This window comes from Rhizobium chutanense, assembly GCF_002531935.1.
GTDB lineage: Bacteria > Pseudomonadota > Alphaproteobacteria > Rhizobiales > Rhizobiaceae > Rhizobium > Rhizobium chutanense.
Map to the genome: position 1 here is coordinate 142,028 of NZ_NWSV01000006.1, position 16,868 is coordinate 158,895.

Annotated in this window: 19 protein-coding genes; 12 read left to right on the top strand and 7 right to left on the bottom strand. The window is 61.8% G+C overall.

Annotated elements, in window-relative coordinates; translation table 11 throughout:
* Positions 1-9: 9 nt before the first annotated feature.
* The 7 genes from CO666_RS12330 to deoA all read left to right on the top strand — a co-directional run bounded on the left by CO666_RS12330 (position 10) and on the right by deoA (position 7,002).
* Positions 10-1,521 carry an ABC transporter ATP-binding protein gene (locus CO666_RS12330; RefSeq protein WP_097612560.1) on the top strand — a complete coding sequence of 504 codons (1,512 nt, stop codon included), beginning with the start codon at positions 10-12 and terminating at the stop codon, positions 1,519-1,521.
* A 7-nt stretch (positions 1,522-1,528) separates the two neighbouring features.
* Entirely contained in the window at positions 1,529-2,632 is a 1,104-nt protein-coding gene (locus CO666_RS12335) for an ABC transporter permease (protein WP_097612407.1), read from the top strand.
* Between the two features lie 10 nt (positions 2,633-2,642).
* The gene (locus tag CO666_RS12340) at positions 2,643-3,614 is read left to right on the top strand and encodes an ABC transporter permease (protein ID WP_097612561.1); all 972 of its coding nucleotides are present in this window, start codon (positions 2,643-2,645) and stop codon (positions 3,612-3,614) included.
* Position 3,615: 1 nt separating this feature from the next.
* Complete coding sequence (locus CO666_RS12345) at positions 3,616-4,005, top strand: cytidine deaminase (protein ID WP_097612408.1); 390 nt, start codon at positions 3,616-3,618, stop codon at positions 4,003-4,005.
* Positions 4,002-4,802, top strand: a complete 801-nt coding sequence (locus CO666_RS12350; protein ID WP_097612409.1) for a purine-nucleoside phosphorylase — start codon at positions 4,002-4,004, stop codon at positions 4,800-4,802. The genes CO666_RS12345 and CO666_RS12350 overlap by 4 nt, the downstream gene beginning before the upstream one ends.
* Before the next feature lie 114 nt (positions 4,803-4,916).
* On the top strand, positions 4,917-5,693 hold the full coding sequence (gene deoC / locus CO666_RS12355) for a deoxyribose-phosphate aldolase (RefSeq protein WP_097612410.1): 777 nt from the start codon (positions 4,917-4,919) through the stop codon (positions 5,691-5,693).
* A 1-nt stretch (position 5,694) separates the two neighbouring features.
* A complete protein-coding gene (deoA, locus tag CO666_RS12360; protein WP_097612411.1) occupies positions 5,695-7,002 on the top strand; it encodes a thymidine phosphorylase in 1,308 nt (435 codons plus the stop codon).
* Between the two features lie 3 nt (positions 7,003-7,005).
* On the opposite strand, the gene CO666_RS12365 is transcribed toward deoA, so the two are convergent.
* The 7 genes from CO666_RS12365 to CO666_RS12395 all read right to left on the bottom strand — a co-directional run bounded on the left by CO666_RS12365 (position 7,006) and on the right by CO666_RS12395 (position 12,471).
* Positions 7,006-7,575: a TIGR02281 family clan AA aspartic protease gene (locus tag CO666_RS12365; protein ID WP_097612412.1), complete on the bottom strand. Its 570-nt coding sequence runs from the start codon at positions 7,573-7,575 to the stop codon at positions 7,006-7,008.
* Between the two features lie 127 nt (positions 7,576-7,702).
* Complete coding sequence (upp, locus tag CO666_RS12370) at positions 7,703-8,332, bottom strand: uracil phosphoribosyltransferase (RefSeq protein WP_097612413.1); 630 nt, start codon at positions 8,330-8,332, stop codon at positions 7,703-7,705.
* Positions 8,333-8,434: 102 nt separating this feature from the next.
* Positions 8,435-9,403 carry an adenosine deaminase gene (locus tag CO666_RS12375; RefSeq protein WP_097612414.1) on the bottom strand — a complete coding sequence of 323 codons (969 nt, stop codon included), beginning with the start codon at positions 9,401-9,403 and terminating at the stop codon, positions 8,435-8,437.
* Positions 9,400-10,620 carry a phosphopentomutase gene (locus CO666_RS12380; RefSeq protein WP_097612415.1) on the bottom strand — a complete coding sequence of 407 codons (1,221 nt, stop codon included), beginning with the start codon at positions 10,618-10,620 and terminating at the stop codon, positions 9,400-9,402. Before CO666_RS12380 ends, CO666_RS12375 begins: the two co-directional genes overlap by 4 nt.
* Before the next feature lie 109 nt (positions 10,621-10,729).
* Positions 10,730-11,311, bottom strand: coding sequence for a TadE/TadG family type IV pilus assembly protein (locus tag CO666_RS12385; protein ID WP_097612416.1), 582 nt, complete (start codon positions 11,309-11,311; stop codon positions 10,730-10,732).
* Positions 11,311-11,946, bottom strand: a complete 636-nt coding sequence (locus tag CO666_RS12390; RefSeq protein ID WP_097612417.1) for a TadE/TadG family type IV pilus assembly protein — start codon at positions 11,944-11,946, stop codon at positions 11,311-11,313. Before CO666_RS12390 ends, CO666_RS12385 begins: the two co-directional genes overlap by 1 nt.
* 114 nt (positions 11,947-12,060) lie before the next feature.
* Positions 12,061-12,471: a pilus assembly protein N-terminal domain-containing protein gene (locus tag CO666_RS12395; protein WP_097612418.1), complete on the bottom strand. Its 411-nt coding sequence runs from the start codon at positions 12,469-12,471 to the stop codon at positions 12,061-12,063.
* A 379-nt stretch (positions 12,472-12,850) separates the two neighbouring features.
* Between CO666_RS12395 and CO666_RS12400 the strand changes: the two genes are divergently transcribed.
* The 5 genes from CO666_RS12400 to CO666_RS12420 all read left to right on the top strand — a co-directional run bounded on the left by CO666_RS12400 (position 12,851) and on the right by CO666_RS12420 (position 16,867).
* Positions 12,851-13,039: a Flp family type IVb pilin gene (locus tag CO666_RS12400; RefSeq protein ID WP_003555874.1), complete on the top strand. Its 189-nt coding sequence runs from the start codon at positions 12,851-12,853 to the stop codon at positions 13,037-13,039.
* A gap of 122 nt (positions 13,040-13,161) precedes the next feature.
* Positions 13,162-13,674: an A24 family peptidase gene (locus CO666_RS12405; protein ID WP_097612419.1), complete on the top strand. Its 513-nt coding sequence runs from the start codon at positions 13,162-13,164 to the stop codon at positions 13,672-13,674.
* Between the two features lie 110 nt (positions 13,675-13,784).
* Positions 13,785-14,600, top strand: a complete 816-nt coding sequence (cpaB, locus tag CO666_RS12410) for a Flp pilus assembly protein CpaB (RefSeq protein ID WP_097612420.1) — start codon at positions 13,785-13,787, stop codon at positions 14,598-14,600.
* A gap of 12 nt (positions 14,601-14,612) precedes the next feature.
* The gene (locus CO666_RS12415) at positions 14,613-16,112 is read left to right on the top strand and encodes a type II and III secretion system protein family protein (RefSeq protein ID WP_097612421.1); all 1,500 of its coding nucleotides are present in this window, start codon (positions 14,613-14,615) and stop codon (positions 16,110-16,112) included.
* Positions 16,109-16,867 carry a CpaD family pilus assembly protein gene (locus tag CO666_RS12420; RefSeq protein ID WP_097612422.1) on the top strand — a complete coding sequence of 253 codons (759 nt, stop codon included), beginning with the start codon at positions 16,109-16,111 and terminating at the stop codon, positions 16,865-16,867. The genes CO666_RS12415 and CO666_RS12420 overlap by 4 nt, the downstream gene beginning before the upstream one ends.
* Position 16,868 lies beyond the last annotated feature (1 nt).

Here is a 16,868-nt window from a genome sequence, read left to right on the forward strand (position 1 = left end):
GAGCCTGCCGTGACAGATAAGCCCGCTATCGAGCTTGTCGGCATCGATAAGAAATTCGGTGCCGTCCATGCCAACAAGGACATCAACCTTACCGTTGCCAAGGGGACGATCCACGGCATCATCGGCGAAAACGGCGCCGGCAAATCGACGCTGATGTCGATTATCTACGGTTTTTACCATGCCGATAGCGGCGAGATCCGCGTCAACGGCAATCCGGTCACCATCCGCGACAGCCAGGCGGCAATCGCCACCGGCATCGGCATGGTGCACCAGCATTTCATGCTGGTCGATAATTTCACCGTGCTTGAAAACATCATGCTCGGCGCCGAAGGCGGCATGCTGCTGGCGAGAGGGGTGGCCTCGGCCCGTGCCGAACTCAAGCGGCTGGAAACGGAATACGGTCTCGAGGTCGATCCGGACGCGCTGATCGAAGAGCTTCCTGTCGGCCTGCAGCAGCGTGTCGAAATCTTGAAAGCCATGTATCGCGGCGCCGAGATCCTGATCCTCGACGAGCCCACAGGCGTGTTGACGCCGGCTGAAGCCGATCACCTCTTCCGCATCCTCAAGGTGCTGCGCGACCAGGGCAAGACGATCATTCTCATCACCCACAAGCTGCGCGAGATCATGGCGATCACCGATACGGTTTCCGTCATGCGCCGCGGCGAAATGGTGGCGACCCGCAAGACGGCGGAAACGACGGTGGAAGAGCTTGCCGAGCTGATGGTCGGCCGCCGCGTGCTGCTGCGCGTGCAGAAGGGCGAGGCCAATCCCGGCGCCGCCGTGCTCTCCGTCCGCAACCTGACGGTCAAGGACAATCGCGGCGTCACCATGGTCGACAATGTTTCCTTCGACGTGCGCGCCGGCGAGATCGTCGGCATTGCCGGTGTCGCCGGCAACGGCCAGTCCGAATTGCTGGAGGCGATTGCCGGCATCCGCAAGCCCGCCTCCGGCGAAATCCTTCTCGACGGCCAGACGATCGACAAGGCAGATCCCGCCCGCCTGCGCGACCTCGGCCTCGCCCATATTCCCGAGGACCGCCACCATATGGGCCTGGTTCTGAAGTTCGAAGAATATGAAAATTCCGTGCTCGGCTACCATCGCCGCCCGGGTTACAGCCGCGGCCCGTTGCTCGATCTCGAGGCGATCCGCAGGGATGCGATGGAGAAGATCGAAAAATACGACATCCGCCCGCCGAACCCGCGGCTGAAGACGGCGAATTTCTCCGGCGGCAACCAGCAGAAGATCGTCGTCGCCCGCGAGATCGAACGCGATCCGAAGATGCTGATCATCGGCCAGCCGACCCGCGGCGTCGATATCGGCGCCATCGAATTCATCCACCGCCGGATCATCGAAATGCGCGATGCAGGCAAGGCGATCCTGCTCGTCTCCGTCGAACTCGATGAAATCCGCTCCCTTTCAGACCGTATCCTTGTCATGTTTGCCGGCCATGTCGTCGGCGAGAAGACGCCCGATGCCGGTGAACAGACCCTCGGCCTGATGATGGCCGGCATTGCCGCGTGAGGCCTTTATGAGCACTGCTTCCGTTCCGCTACCAAACTGGATCAATTACGGTCTGATCCCGCTTTTGAACCTGATCGTCGCCTTCCTGATCTCCGGCTTCGTCGTCTGGCTGATCGGCGAAAGCCCGCTGGCCGCTCTCTCGCTGCTCATCGAAGGTGCCTTCGGTAGCGGTGAAGGCATCGGTTTCACGCTCTATTATGCGACGAGTTTCATCTTCACCGGCCTGTCCGTAGCCGTTGCCATCCATGCCGGCCTCTTCAACATTGGCTCGGAAGGCCAGGCCTATATTGGCGGCCTTGGCTGTGCGCTGGTGGCGCTGGCGCTCGACAAATATGTGCCATGGTATGTGACGATGCCGATCGCCGTTATCGGCGCTGGTCTCTTCGGCGCCGCCTGGGCCTTCATTCCCGCCTTCCTGCAGGCCAAGCGTGGCAGCCATATCGTCATCACGACGATCATGTTCAACTACATCGCCGCCGCTGTCATGGTCTATCTGCTGGTGCATGTGCTGATCGTGCCTGGCAAGATGGCGCCGGAAACCCGCACCTTCCTCGAAGGCGGACAGCTTCCGAAACTCGGCTGGATCATGACCATGTTCGGTTCCAAGCTCGGTGCGGCCCCCTTCAACGTCTCCTTCATCATCGCCCTGTTCGCCGCCTGGTTCGTCTGGGTACTGGTCTGGCGCAGCAAACTCGGCTTTGATATGCGCACGCTGGGCATGAGCCCGACAGCCGCCGACTATGCCGGCACGCCGCATGCGCGCACCATCATCATCGCCATGCTGCTCTCTGGCGCGCTCGCGGGCATGATGGCGCTCAATCCGGTCATGGGCTCGTCGGCCCGCCTGCAGGTGGAGTTCGTCGGTGGCGCCGGCTTCGTCGGCATCGCCGTGTCGCTGATGGGACGAAACCATCCGCTCGGCATTATCTTCGCTGCTATCCTTTTCGGCGTGCTCTATCAGGGCGGCGACTGGATCTCCTTCGAAATGCCCAACATCACCCGCGAGATGATCCTCGTCATTCAGGGGCTGGTGATCCTGTTCGCCGGCGCGCTGGAATATATGTTCCGCCCGGCAATGGTGCATATCTACCAGCAGTTCAAGCGAGCCTGAGGAGCGGATGATGGAATATTATGAAATTTTCATCAGCGTTCTGAGCTCGACGATCCGGCTCTCCATTCCGCTGATCTTCACCGCCCTTGCCGGCCTGTTTTCCGAACGCGCCGGCATTTTCGATATCGGTCTCGAAGGCAAGATGCTTGGCTCGGCCTTCGCCGCCGCCTGCGTCGCCTATCTCACTGGTTCCGCCTGGGCAGGCCTTGGCGCCGGCGTGGTCTGCTCGGTGGCCCTCAGCCTCGTGCATGGCTTTGCCTCGATCACCAATCGCGGCAACCAGATCATCTCGGGTGTGGCCATCAACTTCTTCATCGCCGGCATCACCATCGTGCTCGGTCAGGCCTGGTTCGGCCAGGGCGGTCGCACGCCGCAGTTGCTGCCGGAGGCGCGCTTCGCACCGATCACACTCCCCGGCGCCGATACCCTCCATGATATACCGATCGTCGGGCCGCTCTACGCCAACGTCGTCTCAGGCAACAATATCCTCACCTATCTCGCCTTCCTCGCGGTGCCCTTCTCCTGGTGGGTGCTGTACCGCACGCGATTCGGCCTCAGGCTGCGCGCCGTCGGCGAAAATCCGGGCGCGGTCGATACAGCCGGCATTTCGGTTGCCTGGCTGCGCTACCGCGCCGTCATGTGCGCCGGCATCCTCTGCGGCTTTTCCGGCACCTATCTGGCGATCGCCCAGTCCGCCGCCTTCATCAAGGACATGTCGGCCGGCAAGGGCTATATCGCGCTCGCCGCTCTCGTCTTCGCCAAGTGGAAACCGGTGCCGGTGATGTTTGCCTGCCTGCTCTTCGGCTTCCTCGATGCGCTGGCGAATTTCATGCAGGGCAAGCAGGTGCCGCTGATCGGCGAAGTGCCGGTTCAGGTCTTCCAGGCGCTGCCCTATATCCTCACCTGCGTCCTGCTTGCCGGCTTCATCGGCGTGGCGATCCCGCCGAAGGCCGGCGGCGTGCCCTATACGAAGGAGCGTTGATATGTCTCACGACCTGTTCGAAGCGGCCCGCGGCGCCATGGCCTTTGCCCACGCGCCCTATTCGAAATTCCCGGTCGGCGCGGCGATCCGCGCCGAGGACGGCAAGGTCTATACCGGCGCCAACATCGAAAACCTCTCCTTTCCGCAAGGCTGGTGCGCCGAACCGACGGCGATCAGCGCCATGATCATGGGCGGCGCCAGGAAGATCGTCGAAATGGCCGTGATCGCCGAGAAGCTGCCGCTCTGCCCGCCTTGCGGCGGCTGCCGCCAGAAGATTTCCGAATTCGCCTCGAAAGACACAAAGATCTATCTCTGCGACGAGGCGGGCGTGAAGAAGACCATGACGATGGAAGAGCTTCTTCCCTTCAGCTTCGAGACGGAACTCGGATGAAGGCGACGGTCAACCTGCTCGCCGCATTGCTCGGCGGCATCAAGCCGCGCCACGGCATCGTGCTCGGCTCGGGTCTCGGCTCGCTCGTCGAAGAGGTGGACGATGCCGTCCGTGTTCCCTACAAGGATCTGCCGGGCTTTCCCGTCAGCGCCGTTTCCGGACATGCCGGCGAAGTCGTCGCCGGCCGTCTCGGCGGCGAGCCTGTGGTCATGCTTTCCGGCCGGGTGCATTATTACGAAAAGGGCGATGCCAATGCCATGCGCCTGCCGATCGAGGTGCTGAAGGCGCTCGGCGTCGAAGCGTTGATCCTGACCAATTCGGCCGGATCGCTGCGCGATGACATGCCGCCCGGTTCGCTGATGCAGATCACCGATCACATCAATTATTCCGGCATGAACCCGTTGATCGGCGAGGAAAGCGATCACCGTTTCGTCGGAATGACCAATGCCTATGATGCCGGCCTGGCCGCAGCCATGCAGAAGGCGGCGGCGAAGCTCAAGATCGAGCTGTCGCAAGGCGTCTATATGTGGTTCTCCGGTCCGAGCTTCGAAACGCCGGCCGAAATCCGCATGGCGCGCATCCTCGGCGCCGATGCCGTCGGCATGTCGACTGTGCCCGAGGTCATCATTGCAAGAATGCTGGGCCTGAGGGTTGCAGCCGCCTCCGTTATCACCAACTATGGCGCAGGCATGACCGGCAACGAACTCAGCCATGAAGAAACCAAGGACATGGCGCCCGTCGGCGGCGCCCGTCTCGCCGCCATACTGAAAGACATGATTGCGGCTAGAACAGGATGATTTTAGGCCGGGCCGGCCTAAAATCTGAATCCTGTTCTCAATTATATAGTTAGAGCATGATGGCGTCCAAAAACCGCTCACACTTTTCGGCATCATGCTCTAGAGGACACGAAAATGAATAGCCATTCCAGCCGGGAGACGGCGGCGGTCGCCCTTTCCCTTCTCGATCTCACCAATCTGAAGGACGATTGCACCGAGGCGCAGATCGAGACGCTCTGCGCCCGTGCGCAGACGCCTTTTGGCAACAGCGCCGCGATCTGCATCTGGCCGCGCTTCGTCGCTCAGGCCCGCAATATCCTCGGCACCGGCCATGCCGTGCGAATCGCCACCGTCGTCAATTTCCCCTCCGGCGATATGGAAGTGGCCGATGTCGCCGCCGAAACGCGCGAGGCGATTGCCGACGGCGCCGACGACATCGATCTGGTCATCCCTTACCGCAAGCTCATATCAGGCAATGAGAAGGCGGTGACCGACATGGTCAGGGCGGTGCGCGCCGAATGCACCGGACCAGTTCTCCTCAAGGTCATTATCGAGACCGGCGAGTTGAAGGATGCGGCGTTGATCCGCCGCGCCTCCGAACTCGCGATCGAGGCCGGCGCCGATTTCATCAAGACCTCCACCGGCAAAGTTGCCGTCAACGCCACGCTCGAAGCCGCCGACATCATGATCCGCGCCATTCGCGAAAGCGGCCGCAAGGTCGGCTTCAAGCCGGCCGGCGGCATCGGCTCGGTCGCCGATGCAGCGCTTTATCTGAGCCTTGCCGAAACCATCATGGCCCCGGACTGGGCGATGCCCTCGACCTTCCGCTTCGGCGCTTCCGGTCTGCTCGACGATATCCTGGCGGTTCTCGGCGGAGCGCAGCCGGCATCGGCGGCGGCGTCGAGCTATTGAGATGATTCCGCAGGAGATCATCCGGCGTAAACGCGACGGCGAGGAACTCGGCCCCGCCGACATCAACTCCTTCATCGCCGCACTTGCCGCCGGTCAACTGTCTGAAGGTCAGATCGGCGCTTTCGCCATGGCCGTCTGGTTCAAAGGCATGTCGCGCCAGGAAACCGTCGCCTTGACGCTGGCCATGGCCGACTCCGGCGATCGGCTGCAATGGGCTGACATCGACCGTCCGATCGCCGACAAACACTCGACCGGCGGCGTCGGCGACAATGTTTCGCTGATGCTGGCGCCGATCGCCGCGGCCTGCGGCCTCGCCGTGCCGATGATATCGGGGCGCGGCCTCGGCCATACCGGCGGCACGCTGGATAAGCTCGAATCCATTCCAGGCTATATGATCACCCCGGATGCCGATCTGTTCCACAAGGTCGTAAAAGAGGCGGGATGCGCCATCATCGGCCAGACCGGCGCCTTGGCGCCTGCCGACGGCAGGCTCTATGCCGTGCGCGACGTAACCGCCACCGTCGATTCCATTCCGCTGATCACTGCGTCCATCCTCTCGAAGAAACTGGCGGCCGGGCTCGAGACGCTGGTGCTCGATGTCAAGGTCGGCAACGGCGCCTTCATGGCCGACCGCGCCCAGGCCGAGATCCTGGCGCGGTCGCTGGTGGAGGTTGCCAATGGCGCCGGTGTAAAGACCTCGGCGCTGATCACCGACATGAACCAGCCGCTCGCCGATAGTGCCGGCAATGCGGTTGAAATGCGCAACTGCCTGGATTTCCTGGCGGGTGGGAAGGCGGAGACACGGCTTGCGACCGTCGTTCTTGCCTTCGCCGCCGAAATGCTGGTGAAGTCAGGCATTGCCGCCTCGTCCGGGGAAGCTGACGGGATGGCGCGCCGGGCCTTGTCGTCGGGGAGGGCGGCCGAGATCTTCGCGCGCATGGTCTCCATGCTCGGTGGCCCGGCCGATCTCGTCGAAAATCCCGACCGATATTTGGTCAGGGCGCCGGTGGAAAAACCTGTCCCGGCCGGCCGGTCCGGCTGGCTTTCCGCCTGCGATGCCCGCGGTATCGGTGTCAGCGTCATCGATCTCGGCGGCGGCAGACGCCACCCTAAAGACCGGATCGACCACCGCGTCGGCTTCTCCGAACTTCTGCCGCTTGGCACCCGCGTTAGCGCCGGCGACCCGATCGCGCTGGTTCATGCCGCCGACGAAGCAGCGGCGGAGAAGGCGGCGGCTGCCCTGGCCGCGCATTACCGCATCACCGAGGACAGGCCGGAGCCGACACCGGTAATCACAGGCCTTATCTGATCCCTACTGTTTGAGGCTGAGCGAACCGTCGGCGACGGAATAGGAGGCGAGTTTCCGCAGGAAGCTCATGCCGACCAGCGTCGTCGTCAGTGCATTGTCCTTGAGGACGAAGGCTTCGACCTCGCGCACGCGGATTCCGCCGATCTCAACCCGGTCGAGCATCACATGCGCCGCCTTCGTCTGACCGTTGGCGGTGTTAACGCCATAGCGGAAATCGAGCTGGTTGGCCGTGTAGCCGAGCCGGCGGGCAAGCGTCTCGTTGAGCGCGACATAGGTGGCGCCGGTATCGATGAGGCCCTGCACCGGCTTGCCGTTGATCTTGAAGCTGCCGGTATAATGGCCCTGCGCATCCGCCTGCAGGCGGATCGCATTGCTGGCGGAGACCGGCGCGGGTGCGGCGGGCTTGTCGCTTTCAGGCGATAGGTAATTGGCGGAGAGGGCGTCGGCAGGCTGCTGGCTGGTGCTTCCGAAGAAGGAGGGCGCCTGTGTGGCCAGCACCGCGGCGATGCTGGCAAATATGACGGTACGCACGAGCATGAAACAGAAATCCTTCCTGTATAAACCCGGCTTCATGCAGGGCCTCATGCTTCAAGCTTGCTAAGCCTCAAATCCTGATAAGTCGCTAATATCGATACAAAAAGGCCCGGAACGAACCATCCGGGCCTTAAAACTCTTTCGATTTGGTAAAGGAAGGCTGAAACTATTTGGTGCCGTACATGCGGTCGCCCGCATCGCCGAGGCCGGGCACGATGTAGCCCTTCTCATTGAGATGACTGTCGATCGATGCGGTGAAGACGGGAACATCGGGATGGGCGGCGCGGAAGTTGCGGATGCCTTCCGGGGCGGCAAGCAGGCAGAGGAAGCGGATATTGTGAGCGCCGCGTTCCTTGAGCTTGTCGATCGCCGCGATCGACGAATTACCGGTTGCCAGCATCGGGTCGACGACGATGATCAGGCGCTCGGCCACATCCTCGGGCGCCTTGAAGTAGTACTCGACCGGCTGCAGCGTCTCGTGGTCGCGGTAGACGCCGATATGCGAGACGCGGGCTGATGGTACGAGATCGAGCATGCCTTCGAGCAGGCCGTTGCCGGCGCGCAGGATCGAGGCGAAGACCAGCTTCTTGCCTTCGAGGATCGGCGAGTCCATCGTCTGCAGCGGCGTCTCGATCGTTTCCATCGTCAGTTCGAGATCGCGGGTCACTTCGTAACAGAGAAGCGTGGAAATTTCGCGCAGCAACCGCCGGAAACTTCCCGTCGATGTCTCCTTGCGCCGCATGATGGTGAGTTTGTGCTGCACCAGCGGGTGATCGATGACCGTAACGCCGTCCATGGGGAAGCCTTTCATTCTTTCTATCGAATGTTTCTTTCACGGAAATCGGCCCGACTGCAAGAGTGGAGGCCAATTTGCGCCGATCATCCCCAGCCTCTCCCCTTAAATCCGGGCGAGCAGGGCCTTGCGCGTCTCTTCATCGACGAAGGCAGCCTCGATCGCCGTGCGCGTCATGGCATCGATCTCGGCGTCGCTGAAGCCGAAAGCCCCGGCGGCAAGTTCGTATTCTCGCTTGAGCGAAGTATGAAAGAAAGGCGGATCGTCCGAGCTGATCGTTACCCGCACACCGGCTTCCTTCAGCCGGCGCAGCGGATGCGATGCGAAATCGGGAAAGACCTTAAGCGCAATATTGGAGCCGGGGCAGATTTCGAGCACGGTGCCGAGATCGGCAAGCCGCTTCACCAGATCGAGGTCCTCGATGGCGCGCACGCCATGGCCGATGCGCGAGGGGCGCACGGCATCGAGCGCGTCGGCGACACTGAAGGCGCCGCAGACCTCGCCGGCATGGATGGTGAGCCCCAGGCCGGCATCGCGGGCGATATCGAAGGCTCTGATATAATCGGCGACGCGTCCCATGCGCTCCTCGCCGGCAAGATTGAAGCCCGTTATCAAAGGATTGCCGGCCTTGGCCGCGTATTCGGCAGCGCCGATCACGCTCTCAGGGCCGAAATGCCGCTCGCCGGTGACGATCAGCCGGGCCTCGATGCCGCTCTTTTCCCTGGCCCGCCGGATGCCCTCGCAGACACCTGCTATGTAGGCATCGGCGCCAAGCCCGATGCGCTTGCCGTGGTCGGGCGACACGATGAGTTCGCTATAGATCGTATTGATACCGGCGAGTTCGTCGAGATAGGTTTCGGTCAGAAGCGCATAGTCCTCCTCGGTCCGGTAGACCTCGGAAACCTTGTCGTAACATTCGAGGAAGCTTGCGAAATCATGCCAGACATAGGCGCCGCCACGAAGCTCGCCGCTGATGTCGACGCCGTATTTCAGCGCCTGCGCCTCGGTCAGAGCAGGAGGTGCCGCACCCTCCAGATGGCAGTGCAGCTCGACCTTCTTCAAATGCAATGTCACAGAAAACTCCTCCCATGCGGTCCGGCCGGAATGCCGAGATGGCGCGCGACGCTCTCGCCGATATCGGCATAGCTGCGGCGCACGCCGATCGAGCGCGACCGGATGCCGGGCCCATAGGCGATGACGGGCACGCGTTCGCGCGTATGGTCCGTACCGCGCCAGGTCGGGTCGCAGCCATGGTCGGCGGTGAGCACGACGAGATCGCCAGGCTGCAGCTTCTTGTGGACCTCAGGCAGGCGTGCATCGAAGGCTTCGAGTGCGGCGGCATAACCCGGCACGTCGCGGCGATGTCCGTAAATCATGTCGAAATCGACGAAATTGGTGAAGACGAGATCGCCGTCCTCGGCCTCGTCGATAGTGGAAAGCGTCGCATCCATCAGTTGCTCGTTGCCGGTCGCCTTGATGACCCGCGAAATGCCCTGATGCGCGAAGATGTCGCCGATCTTACCGACAGCATGCACATGCCTGTTGTGCTCGATGAGCCGGTCGAGCAGCGTCGGCTCCGGCGGCAGCACGGAGAAGTCGCGCCGGTTTCCGGTGCGTTGGAAGGTAGAGGCGGACTGGCCGACGAAAGGCCGGGCGATGACGCGGCCGATATTGTAGCGATCGAGCATCCCGCGGGCCAGACGGCAGAAAGTCAGCAGACGATCGAGACCGAAATGCACCTCGTGCGCCGCGACCTGGAAGACGGAATCCGAGGAAGTGTAGCAGATCGGCTTGCCGGTGCGGATATGCTCCTCGCCAAGCCGGGCGATGATCTCCGTTCCCGAGGCATGGCAGTTGCCGAGAATGCCGGGCACATCGGCCTCCCTGCACAGTGCTTCCAGCAGCTCCGGCGGAAAGGCGTCGCCCTCTATCGGGAAATAACCCCAATCGAAGTTGACGGGTGTTCCGGCAATTTCCCAATGGCCGGACGGCGTATCCTTGCCGCGGGAGATTTCGGTGGCGGCGCCATAAATGCCGTAGACCTTCTCGGGCACCGGCATGCCGGCCGGGAACCGGCCGGAGGCCGAGCGTGCGATCTGCATCAGCCCGAGTTCCGACAGGTTGGGCAGGGAAAGCGGCCCCTCGCGCAATCCGGCGCGGTCTGCGGCGCCCGCTGCGCAGAACTCGGCAATATGGCCGAGCGTATCGGCGCCCTCGTCGCCATAGGCCGCCGCATCCGGTGCTCCGCCGACGCCGAAAGAATCCAGAACGAAAAGAAAGGCACGCGCCATTTTACACCCGAGAGAGCCGATCGTCCGCCTCCGGAATGTCGGCGGCGGTGAAATCCAGCCATATAATGCCGAGCCTGGCTTGGCAAATTCCAGAGGAGGGATAAGGGCGTCAGCAATCGCCGCAGGGGATCGAGTCGCCTTGCCGCTGCCGGTAGAAGTAACTGCGGCTGATGGTGATCGTGCGCATTCCATCCGGCATGAAGTTCGGCGCAAACAGGAACATCGTATAGGGGATGCTGAGCTCGGTGCGAACCAGGAAGCTGTTTGCCGTCTTCATATCGGACGGCACGTCGGACACGGCGGTGTTCTTGGCGTAGGGCGCCGTGCCGTCCTGCGCCCAGGACCACAGCACCTTCGCATTGGCGCCGGCGTCGACGGTAATGCCGGTGATCTTCAACGTCAGCGACGTCGAGTTGTAAGGCACGAAGATCGCGGTTGCGACCGAGGGCATCTGCGCAAGCGCGCTCTTGGTGACGGATTGCTGCTGGGTGACGAGGTCGGCGATCGAACCTGCGGCGCGTGTTGCCCGCTTGCTGACGCTGAGGCCGATCGTGATCTCGAAAGCGCCGATATAGAGCATGACGAGCACGGGAAAGAGGATGGCGAATTCGATCGCGCCGGCGCCCTTGCGGTCTGCGATGAGCCGCCGCGCTGACAGTACCAGTCTGGTGAACGGGTTGCGCAACGCCATTATGGATACTGCTCGTTCTGGAAGGCTGCGGTCGCGACGATCAGATATTCCCTCGGCATCGAACCGTCGGAGGGACGGATCGTCGTGATATAAGGCCGGACCAGGTCCGTGATAATTTCCCAGCGGTAATAGGCGCGCACCATGTTGACGGTGCCGGCACCGCCCGGCGTATATTTGAAGGCCGCCGTGTTGATATCGGCATATTTGTCGGTGGAAAGCTTGGGGATCGTCGTTGGAATGGCCGAAAAGCTGCTGAACGTCTGCACATCCAGGTAGAGCTTGCTCGGCGTGGCGACTTCGCTCGCCGAGCAGCGGATCAGGATCGAGATCTCATTACAGAAAGCCTGGCGGAACTGCGCCTGGGTCATATCGGTCGTGCGGCCGAGATTATAGGTAATCTGCCCGGTTCGCATCTTGCGGCTCATCGTATCGACGCCGTTGGAGACCAGTTCTTCGGCAGCAAAGGCGACGAAAGTTTCGAGGATTGCGAAAATCACCAGGAAATAGGGGATGGCGAGCAGGGCGAATTCGATCGCTGCCGCCCCCTCGCGCGAGCGGGCGAGAGCGCGAAACCGTGAGAAACGGAACGGCGCTAGGGAGTGCGCTTTATCCATCTTCTGATCAATTACCGTCATGGCCTGGACCCGAGCGACATTCTGTGTCCGTCACACTAGGGTCCGTTCGTTGATTTTCCGTTTCAATCTGATGCGACGATTTTAACGAATGGCCGAAGACGTGCGGTAAGTCGATCAGGGCGAGGTGGTGCTGGTGGTCGCCTGCTGTGCATGCTGCTCGCAGTTCGGCGTGCAGGACAGCACGGAGCGTTCGGTCTGCCGGTAGACGCGCACCGTATTGCCCTCATCGATCGACACCAGAATACGCTCGTCGAGGATTGCATTGCCGTCGGCGTCGAGCAGCACCAGATTGGTGGTGCCGAAGCTGCGTCCGGTCAGCACGATTGTCTTGGCGTCGGCGACGGTCGCGTCCGCGACCTTGGCATTGCCGACGATGACCTTGCTGACCGCGCGGTCGAGCTTCAATACGCGCGCGTGATCCATATAGACGCGCAGCATGTCATCGTCTGCGGCCGCGGAAATTCCCGAAACACCGAAAACGGCGATCATGCCGGCAAAGAAAATGGTTTTGCCGCTCGATGACATTTGGTCCTCTTTCACGATCACAGCGCAATATTCGCATAGAATGGGAAAAAATGGTGAACGAAGCCTTAAGCCCTCCCTTTTGTTCCGCTATGAGGCGTGATGATCCGATTTGGTGCGGCGTGCGGGCCCGCGCGCGCTCGGTTGAAGCCGCGCTTGTTCCGTTTCTGGATGAATTCAGCGATAATCTCAGAAGTATTGTTAAATATTGAGGTGAGTCGGTAATGAAATACTTACTGTGTATAGGGCCTTTTGTCTCGTTCGCATCTCGTTAACTCTTTTCCTTAAGTCGATGGAAACGGCCATTCGCTAGGTTGCAGTCATCCGATCAACGGCAACAGTTGGCGGACGTGCTGAACATCAACTGGAGTTAGGAGTTACCATGACCAAGCTTTTTAGCCGCTTTCTGAAGGACGAATCCGGCGCGACCGCAATCGAATACGGCCTGATCGCCGCCCTCATTTCCGTAGCGCTCATCACCGGCGCAACGAGCCTTGGCGGCAAGATCGGCAACACGTTTAACGGCTTGAGCACCAAGATGGACAGCTCGGTCACGGCGAGCGGCGGCTAATCGCTGCTGGCTAACGGCATTGGCATATGCCGGCCGGATTTCCTCCGGCCGAACTATTCGAGCGGGCTCACAGGCTGAACGGCCGTGAGCCTTTTCGCATCTCGTTATGATCGGGAATATCGATGATCGCAGCTGCAGTCTTCCTGATACTGCCACTCTGCCTCGCCACGGCGGCTTTCTCGGATCTGTTCACCATGACGATCCCGAATCGTATTTCCCTGGTCCTCATTTCTTCCTTCTTTCTCCTTGCACCGCTCTCCGGCCTGGGCTGGGAGATGATCGGCATGCATCTCGCCGCAGCGGCCATCGTCTTCTGCATCTGCTTCGCCCTTTTTGCTTTCAATGTGATGGGCGGCGGCGACGCCAAGCTCTTGAGCGCCACCGCGCTCTGGTTCGGCCTGAACGAATCGCTGGTTTTCCTGATGACCGACGTCGCCATGATCGGCGGCCTGATCACCTTGCTGATCCTGCTGGTCAGAGCGCAATCGCACATCATCCTCGCCATCGGCCTGCCGGTGCCGAACTCGGTTCTGCTGGCCAAGAAGATTCCCTACGGCATCGCCATCGCGATCGGCGGCTTCATGGCCTTCCCCTCCTCGCCGCTGTTCCTCGCTGCGTTGGAAAGCCTGAAATAACGGCATTTTAAATGCCCGTTAACTTAAAATCTAAGCGTTCCATTAACCATAATTATACCATTTGCTGAGCATTCTGCGGGGCGAACATATCGTGCCCTGAGGAATGATCGATGAAACCGGCCCGCCTTATAATTCTCGCTGTCGCTGTGGCGGCAGCCGGCCTTGCCGGCCTGCTGGCGATGCAAATGGCAGGCAGCGGCGGTGTCGTCACCCAGGTTCAGTCGGTCATCGAGAAGGAACCGACGGTCAACGTCCTCGTCTCCACCGGCAATCTGGCGGTCGGCGCAAGGATCGAGGACGGGTCGGTACATTGGATGGCCTGGCCGCAGGGCGGCGTCGTCCCGGGCCTCATCACCGAAACCGACAAGCCGGATGCGATCAAGGATCTGCAGGGCGCCGTCGTGCGTCTGCCGATTTTCGAAGGTGAACCGATCCGGCCGGAAAAGATCGCCGATTCCAGCAGCCGCATCCTGTCGTCGCTGTTGCCGGCCGGCAAGCGCGCCGTGGCGACCGAGATATCGGTGGCGACCGGTGCCGGCGGTTTCATCCTGCCGAACGACCGCGTCGATGTCATCATGGTCCGCAAGGGCACCGAAGCCGACAAGCTCATCACCGAAACCGTGCTCAGCAATGTCCGCGTCCTCGCCATCGATCAGCAGATCCAGGAAAAGGACGACGGCTCGAAGGCCGTGGTCGGCACCACCGCCACCCTCGAGCTCACCCCTGACCAGACGAAGGTTCTCGCCGTTGCCCAGCAGATGGCGGACCGGTTGTCTCTGGCGCTGCGCTCGGTCGCCGATGCGCAGGAGCAGGATACCAGCGCCGCCGATTATCTGCTGAGCGGCGACAACGGCAGTGCCATCATTCAAGTCATCAAATCGGGCGCCATCGTTACGGATGCCAGCAGCGCGCCGAAGGCGGAGTAAAAGGACGTGCAAATGGGCAATGCAACGCGGCGCACCCGGCTTCTCCTGACAGGCTGCCTTTCGCTGGCAGTCGGCGTCTCCGGAGCGGCGCCGGCCTCTTTCGCGCCGTTTCTCGGGGCAGGCGAGGCACGCGCCGATTCCGAGAACCTGATCCGCATCTCTCAGACCGGCCGCGATGCCCACCGCCGGCTGAAGCTCGGGCTGAACAAGGCCGTTGTCGTCGATCTGCCGGAGGATGCGCATGATATCCTCGTATCCGATCCGACCATGGCCGATGCCGTGACCCGCACCTCGCGGCGCATCTACCTGTTCGGCAAGAAGGTCGGCCAGACGAATATCTTCGTCTTCGGCGCCGGCGGGCAGGAGATCGTTAATCTCGACATCGAGATCGAGCGTGACGTCTCCGGCCTCGAAGTCAATCTCCGCCGCTTCATTCCAGATTCCAACATCAACGTTGAAATCGTCTCCGACAACATCGTGCTGACCGGCACCGTGCGCACGCCGCAGGACGCCACGCAGGCGGCCGATCTGGCGCAGGTCTTCCTGAAGGGCGGCGAGGCGACGACCAGAACCGAGACGGCATCCGGCACCGGCGGTGACAGCTCGGTGGCGCTCTTTGCCGAAGGCCGCCAGGCCTCGCAGGTCGTCAATCTCCTGCAGATCGAGGGTGAGGACCAGGTCACCCTCAAGGTGACGATCGCCGAAGTGCGCCGCGAGGTGCTGAAGCAGCTCGGCTTCGACAATCTCGTTTCCAATTCCTCCGGCATGACGGTCGCCCAGCTCGGCAGCCCCAGTGCCGACAGCGCCACATCGACGGTTGGCGGCGGCCTGGCGGCGCTCTTCAAGAGCACGATCGGCAAATACGACATCTCTACCTACCTCAACGCGCTGGAGCAGGCCAAGGTTGTCAAGACGCTGGCGGAGCCGACGCTGACGGCGATATCGGGCCAGGCCGCGACCTTCAATTCCGGCGGCCAGCAGCTTTATTCGACGACGGACAGCGACGGCAATGTCACCGTCACGCCGTTCAACTACGGTATCAACCTCGCCTTCAAGCCAGTCGTGCTGTCATCGGGACGCATCAGCCTTGAGATCAAGACCAACGTCTCCGAACCGGTGGCCGGCAGCGGCAACGCCACCTATCAGCGCCGTTCGGCGGAGACTTCGGTGGAGCTGCCCTCCGGCGGTTCGATCGCGCTCGCCGGCCTGATCCGCGACAACGTTTCCCAGACGATGGGCGGCACGCCCGGCGTCTCGAAGATCCCGCTGCTCGGGACGCTGTTCCGCCAGAAAGGTTTCGAGCGTCAGGAAACCGAGCTCGTCATCATCGCGACTCCGTATCTCGTGCGCCCGGTGGCGCGCAATCAGCTCAACCGGCCGGACGATAATTTCAGCCCCGAGAACGACGGCGCAACCTTCTTCCTCAACCGTGTCAACAAGGTCTACGGCCGCCGCGAGGCGCCCGTCGCCGATGCGCAATTCCACGGCTCGATCGGGTTCATCTACAAATGAGCGGGACAGGATCGGCAGCAATGGACGAGAACAGAGATCAGGCGATGGCCCATATGAAATCGACGACACCCCGCCTCGGAATCTCGAAGGCGCTGCTGTCCGCAGCCGCCATTTCGGTGGCGATCCTTTCCGGATGCGCCGGCCCGCACGACCAGCTGACAACAGGCGGTATTCCGGATGATTACCGCGCCCGCCACCCGATCATCGTGACCGAGGCCGAGCAGACGGTCGATATACCCGTCGCCTCCACCGATCGCCGCCTGACCAGCGCTCAGCGTGACCTCATCCGCGGTTTTGCCGCAAACTACACCGCGCGCGCCTCGGGTCCGGTTTACGTGCTGTCGCCGCAAGGCTCGCCGAATTCGGCGGCAGCCTATCAACTGCGCAATCAGGTCCGCGCCGAGCTGGCTTCGCGGGGGATAGCAAGCTCGAAAATCATCTACACCTCCTATGCCGCAGCCGGGCCCGGCGATGCGGCGCCGATCCGGCTGAGCTTTACCGGCACCACCGCAATCACGACGCAATGCGGTCAGTGGCCAAAAGACATTTCGAGCGATCTCACCAACCAGAATTACTATAATTTCGGCTGCGCCTCGCAGAACAACCTTGCCGCCCAGGTCGCCAATCCCGAGGATCTGGTGGCGCCTCGCGGCATGACCCCGATCGACGCGCAGCGGCGCAACAACGCGATCCAGGAATACCGGACGACGACATCGACGATCGAAGAGGTCGCCGGCAGCGACAGCAGCTTCTGAG

Bases quoted from the DNA above. Each gene is read 5' to 3' on its own strand.
- CO666_RS12335 (WP_097612407.1), top strand. From the start codon at position 1,529: ATGAGCACTGCTTCCGTTCCGCTACCAAACTGGATCAATTACGGTCTG.
- CO666_RS12340 (WP_097612561.1), top strand. From the start codon at position 2,643: ATGGAATATTATGAAATTTTCATCAGCGTTCTGAGCTCGACGATCCGG.
- CO666_RS12345 (WP_097612408.1), top strand. From the start codon at position 3,616: ATGTCTCACGACCTGTTCGAAGCGGCCCGCGGCGCCATGGCCTTTGCC.
- CO666_RS12350 (WP_097612409.1), top strand. From the start codon at position 4,002: ATGAAGGCGACGGTCAACCTGCTCGCCGCATTGCTCGGCGGCATCAAG.
- deoC (WP_097612410.1), top strand. From the start codon at position 4,917: ATGAATAGCCATTCCAGCCGGGAGACGGCGGCGGTCGCCCTTTCCCTT.
- deoA (WP_097612411.1), top strand. From the start codon at position 5,695: ATGATTCCGCAGGAGATCATCCGGCGTAAACGCGACGGCGAGGAACTC.
- CO666_RS12365 (WP_097612412.1), bottom strand. From the start codon at position 7,575: ATGAAGCCGGGTTTATACAGGAAGGATTTCTGTTTCATGCTCGTGCGT.
- upp (WP_097612413.1), bottom strand. From the start codon at position 8,332: ATGGACGGCGTTACGGTCATCGATCACCCGCTGGTGCAGCACAAACTC.
- CO666_RS12380 (WP_097612415.1), bottom strand. From the start codon at position 10,620: ATGGCGCGTGCCTTTCTTTTCGTTCTGGATTCTTTCGGCGTCGGCGGA.
- CO666_RS12385 (WP_097612416.1), bottom strand. From the start codon at position 11,311: ATGGCGTTGCGCAACCCGTTCACCAGACTGGTACTGTCAGCGCGGCGG.
- CO666_RS12390 (WP_097612417.1), bottom strand. From the start codon at position 11,946: ATGACGGTAATTGATCAGAAGATGGATAAAGCGCACTCCCTAGCGCCG.
- CO666_RS12395 (WP_097612418.1), bottom strand. From the start codon at position 12,471: ATGTCATCGAGCGGCAAAACCATTTTCTTTGCCGGCATGATCGCCGTT.
- CO666_RS12400 (WP_003555874.1), top strand. From the start codon at position 12,851: ATGACCAAGCTTTTTAGCCGCTTTCTGAAGGACGAATCCGGCGCGACC.
- CO666_RS12405 (WP_097612419.1), top strand. From the start codon at position 13,162: ATGATCGCAGCTGCAGTCTTCCTGATACTGCCACTCTGCCTCGCCACG.
- cpaB (WP_097612420.1), top strand. From the start codon at position 13,785: ATGAAACCGGCCCGCCTTATAATTCTCGCTGTCGCTGTGGCGGCAGCC.
- CO666_RS12415 (WP_097612421.1), top strand. From the start codon at position 14,613: ATGGGCAATGCAACGCGGCGCACCCGGCTTCTCCTGACAGGCTGCCTT.
- CO666_RS12420 (WP_097612422.1), top strand. From the start codon at position 16,109: ATGAGCGGGACAGGATCGGCAGCAATGGACGAGAACAGAGATCAGGCG.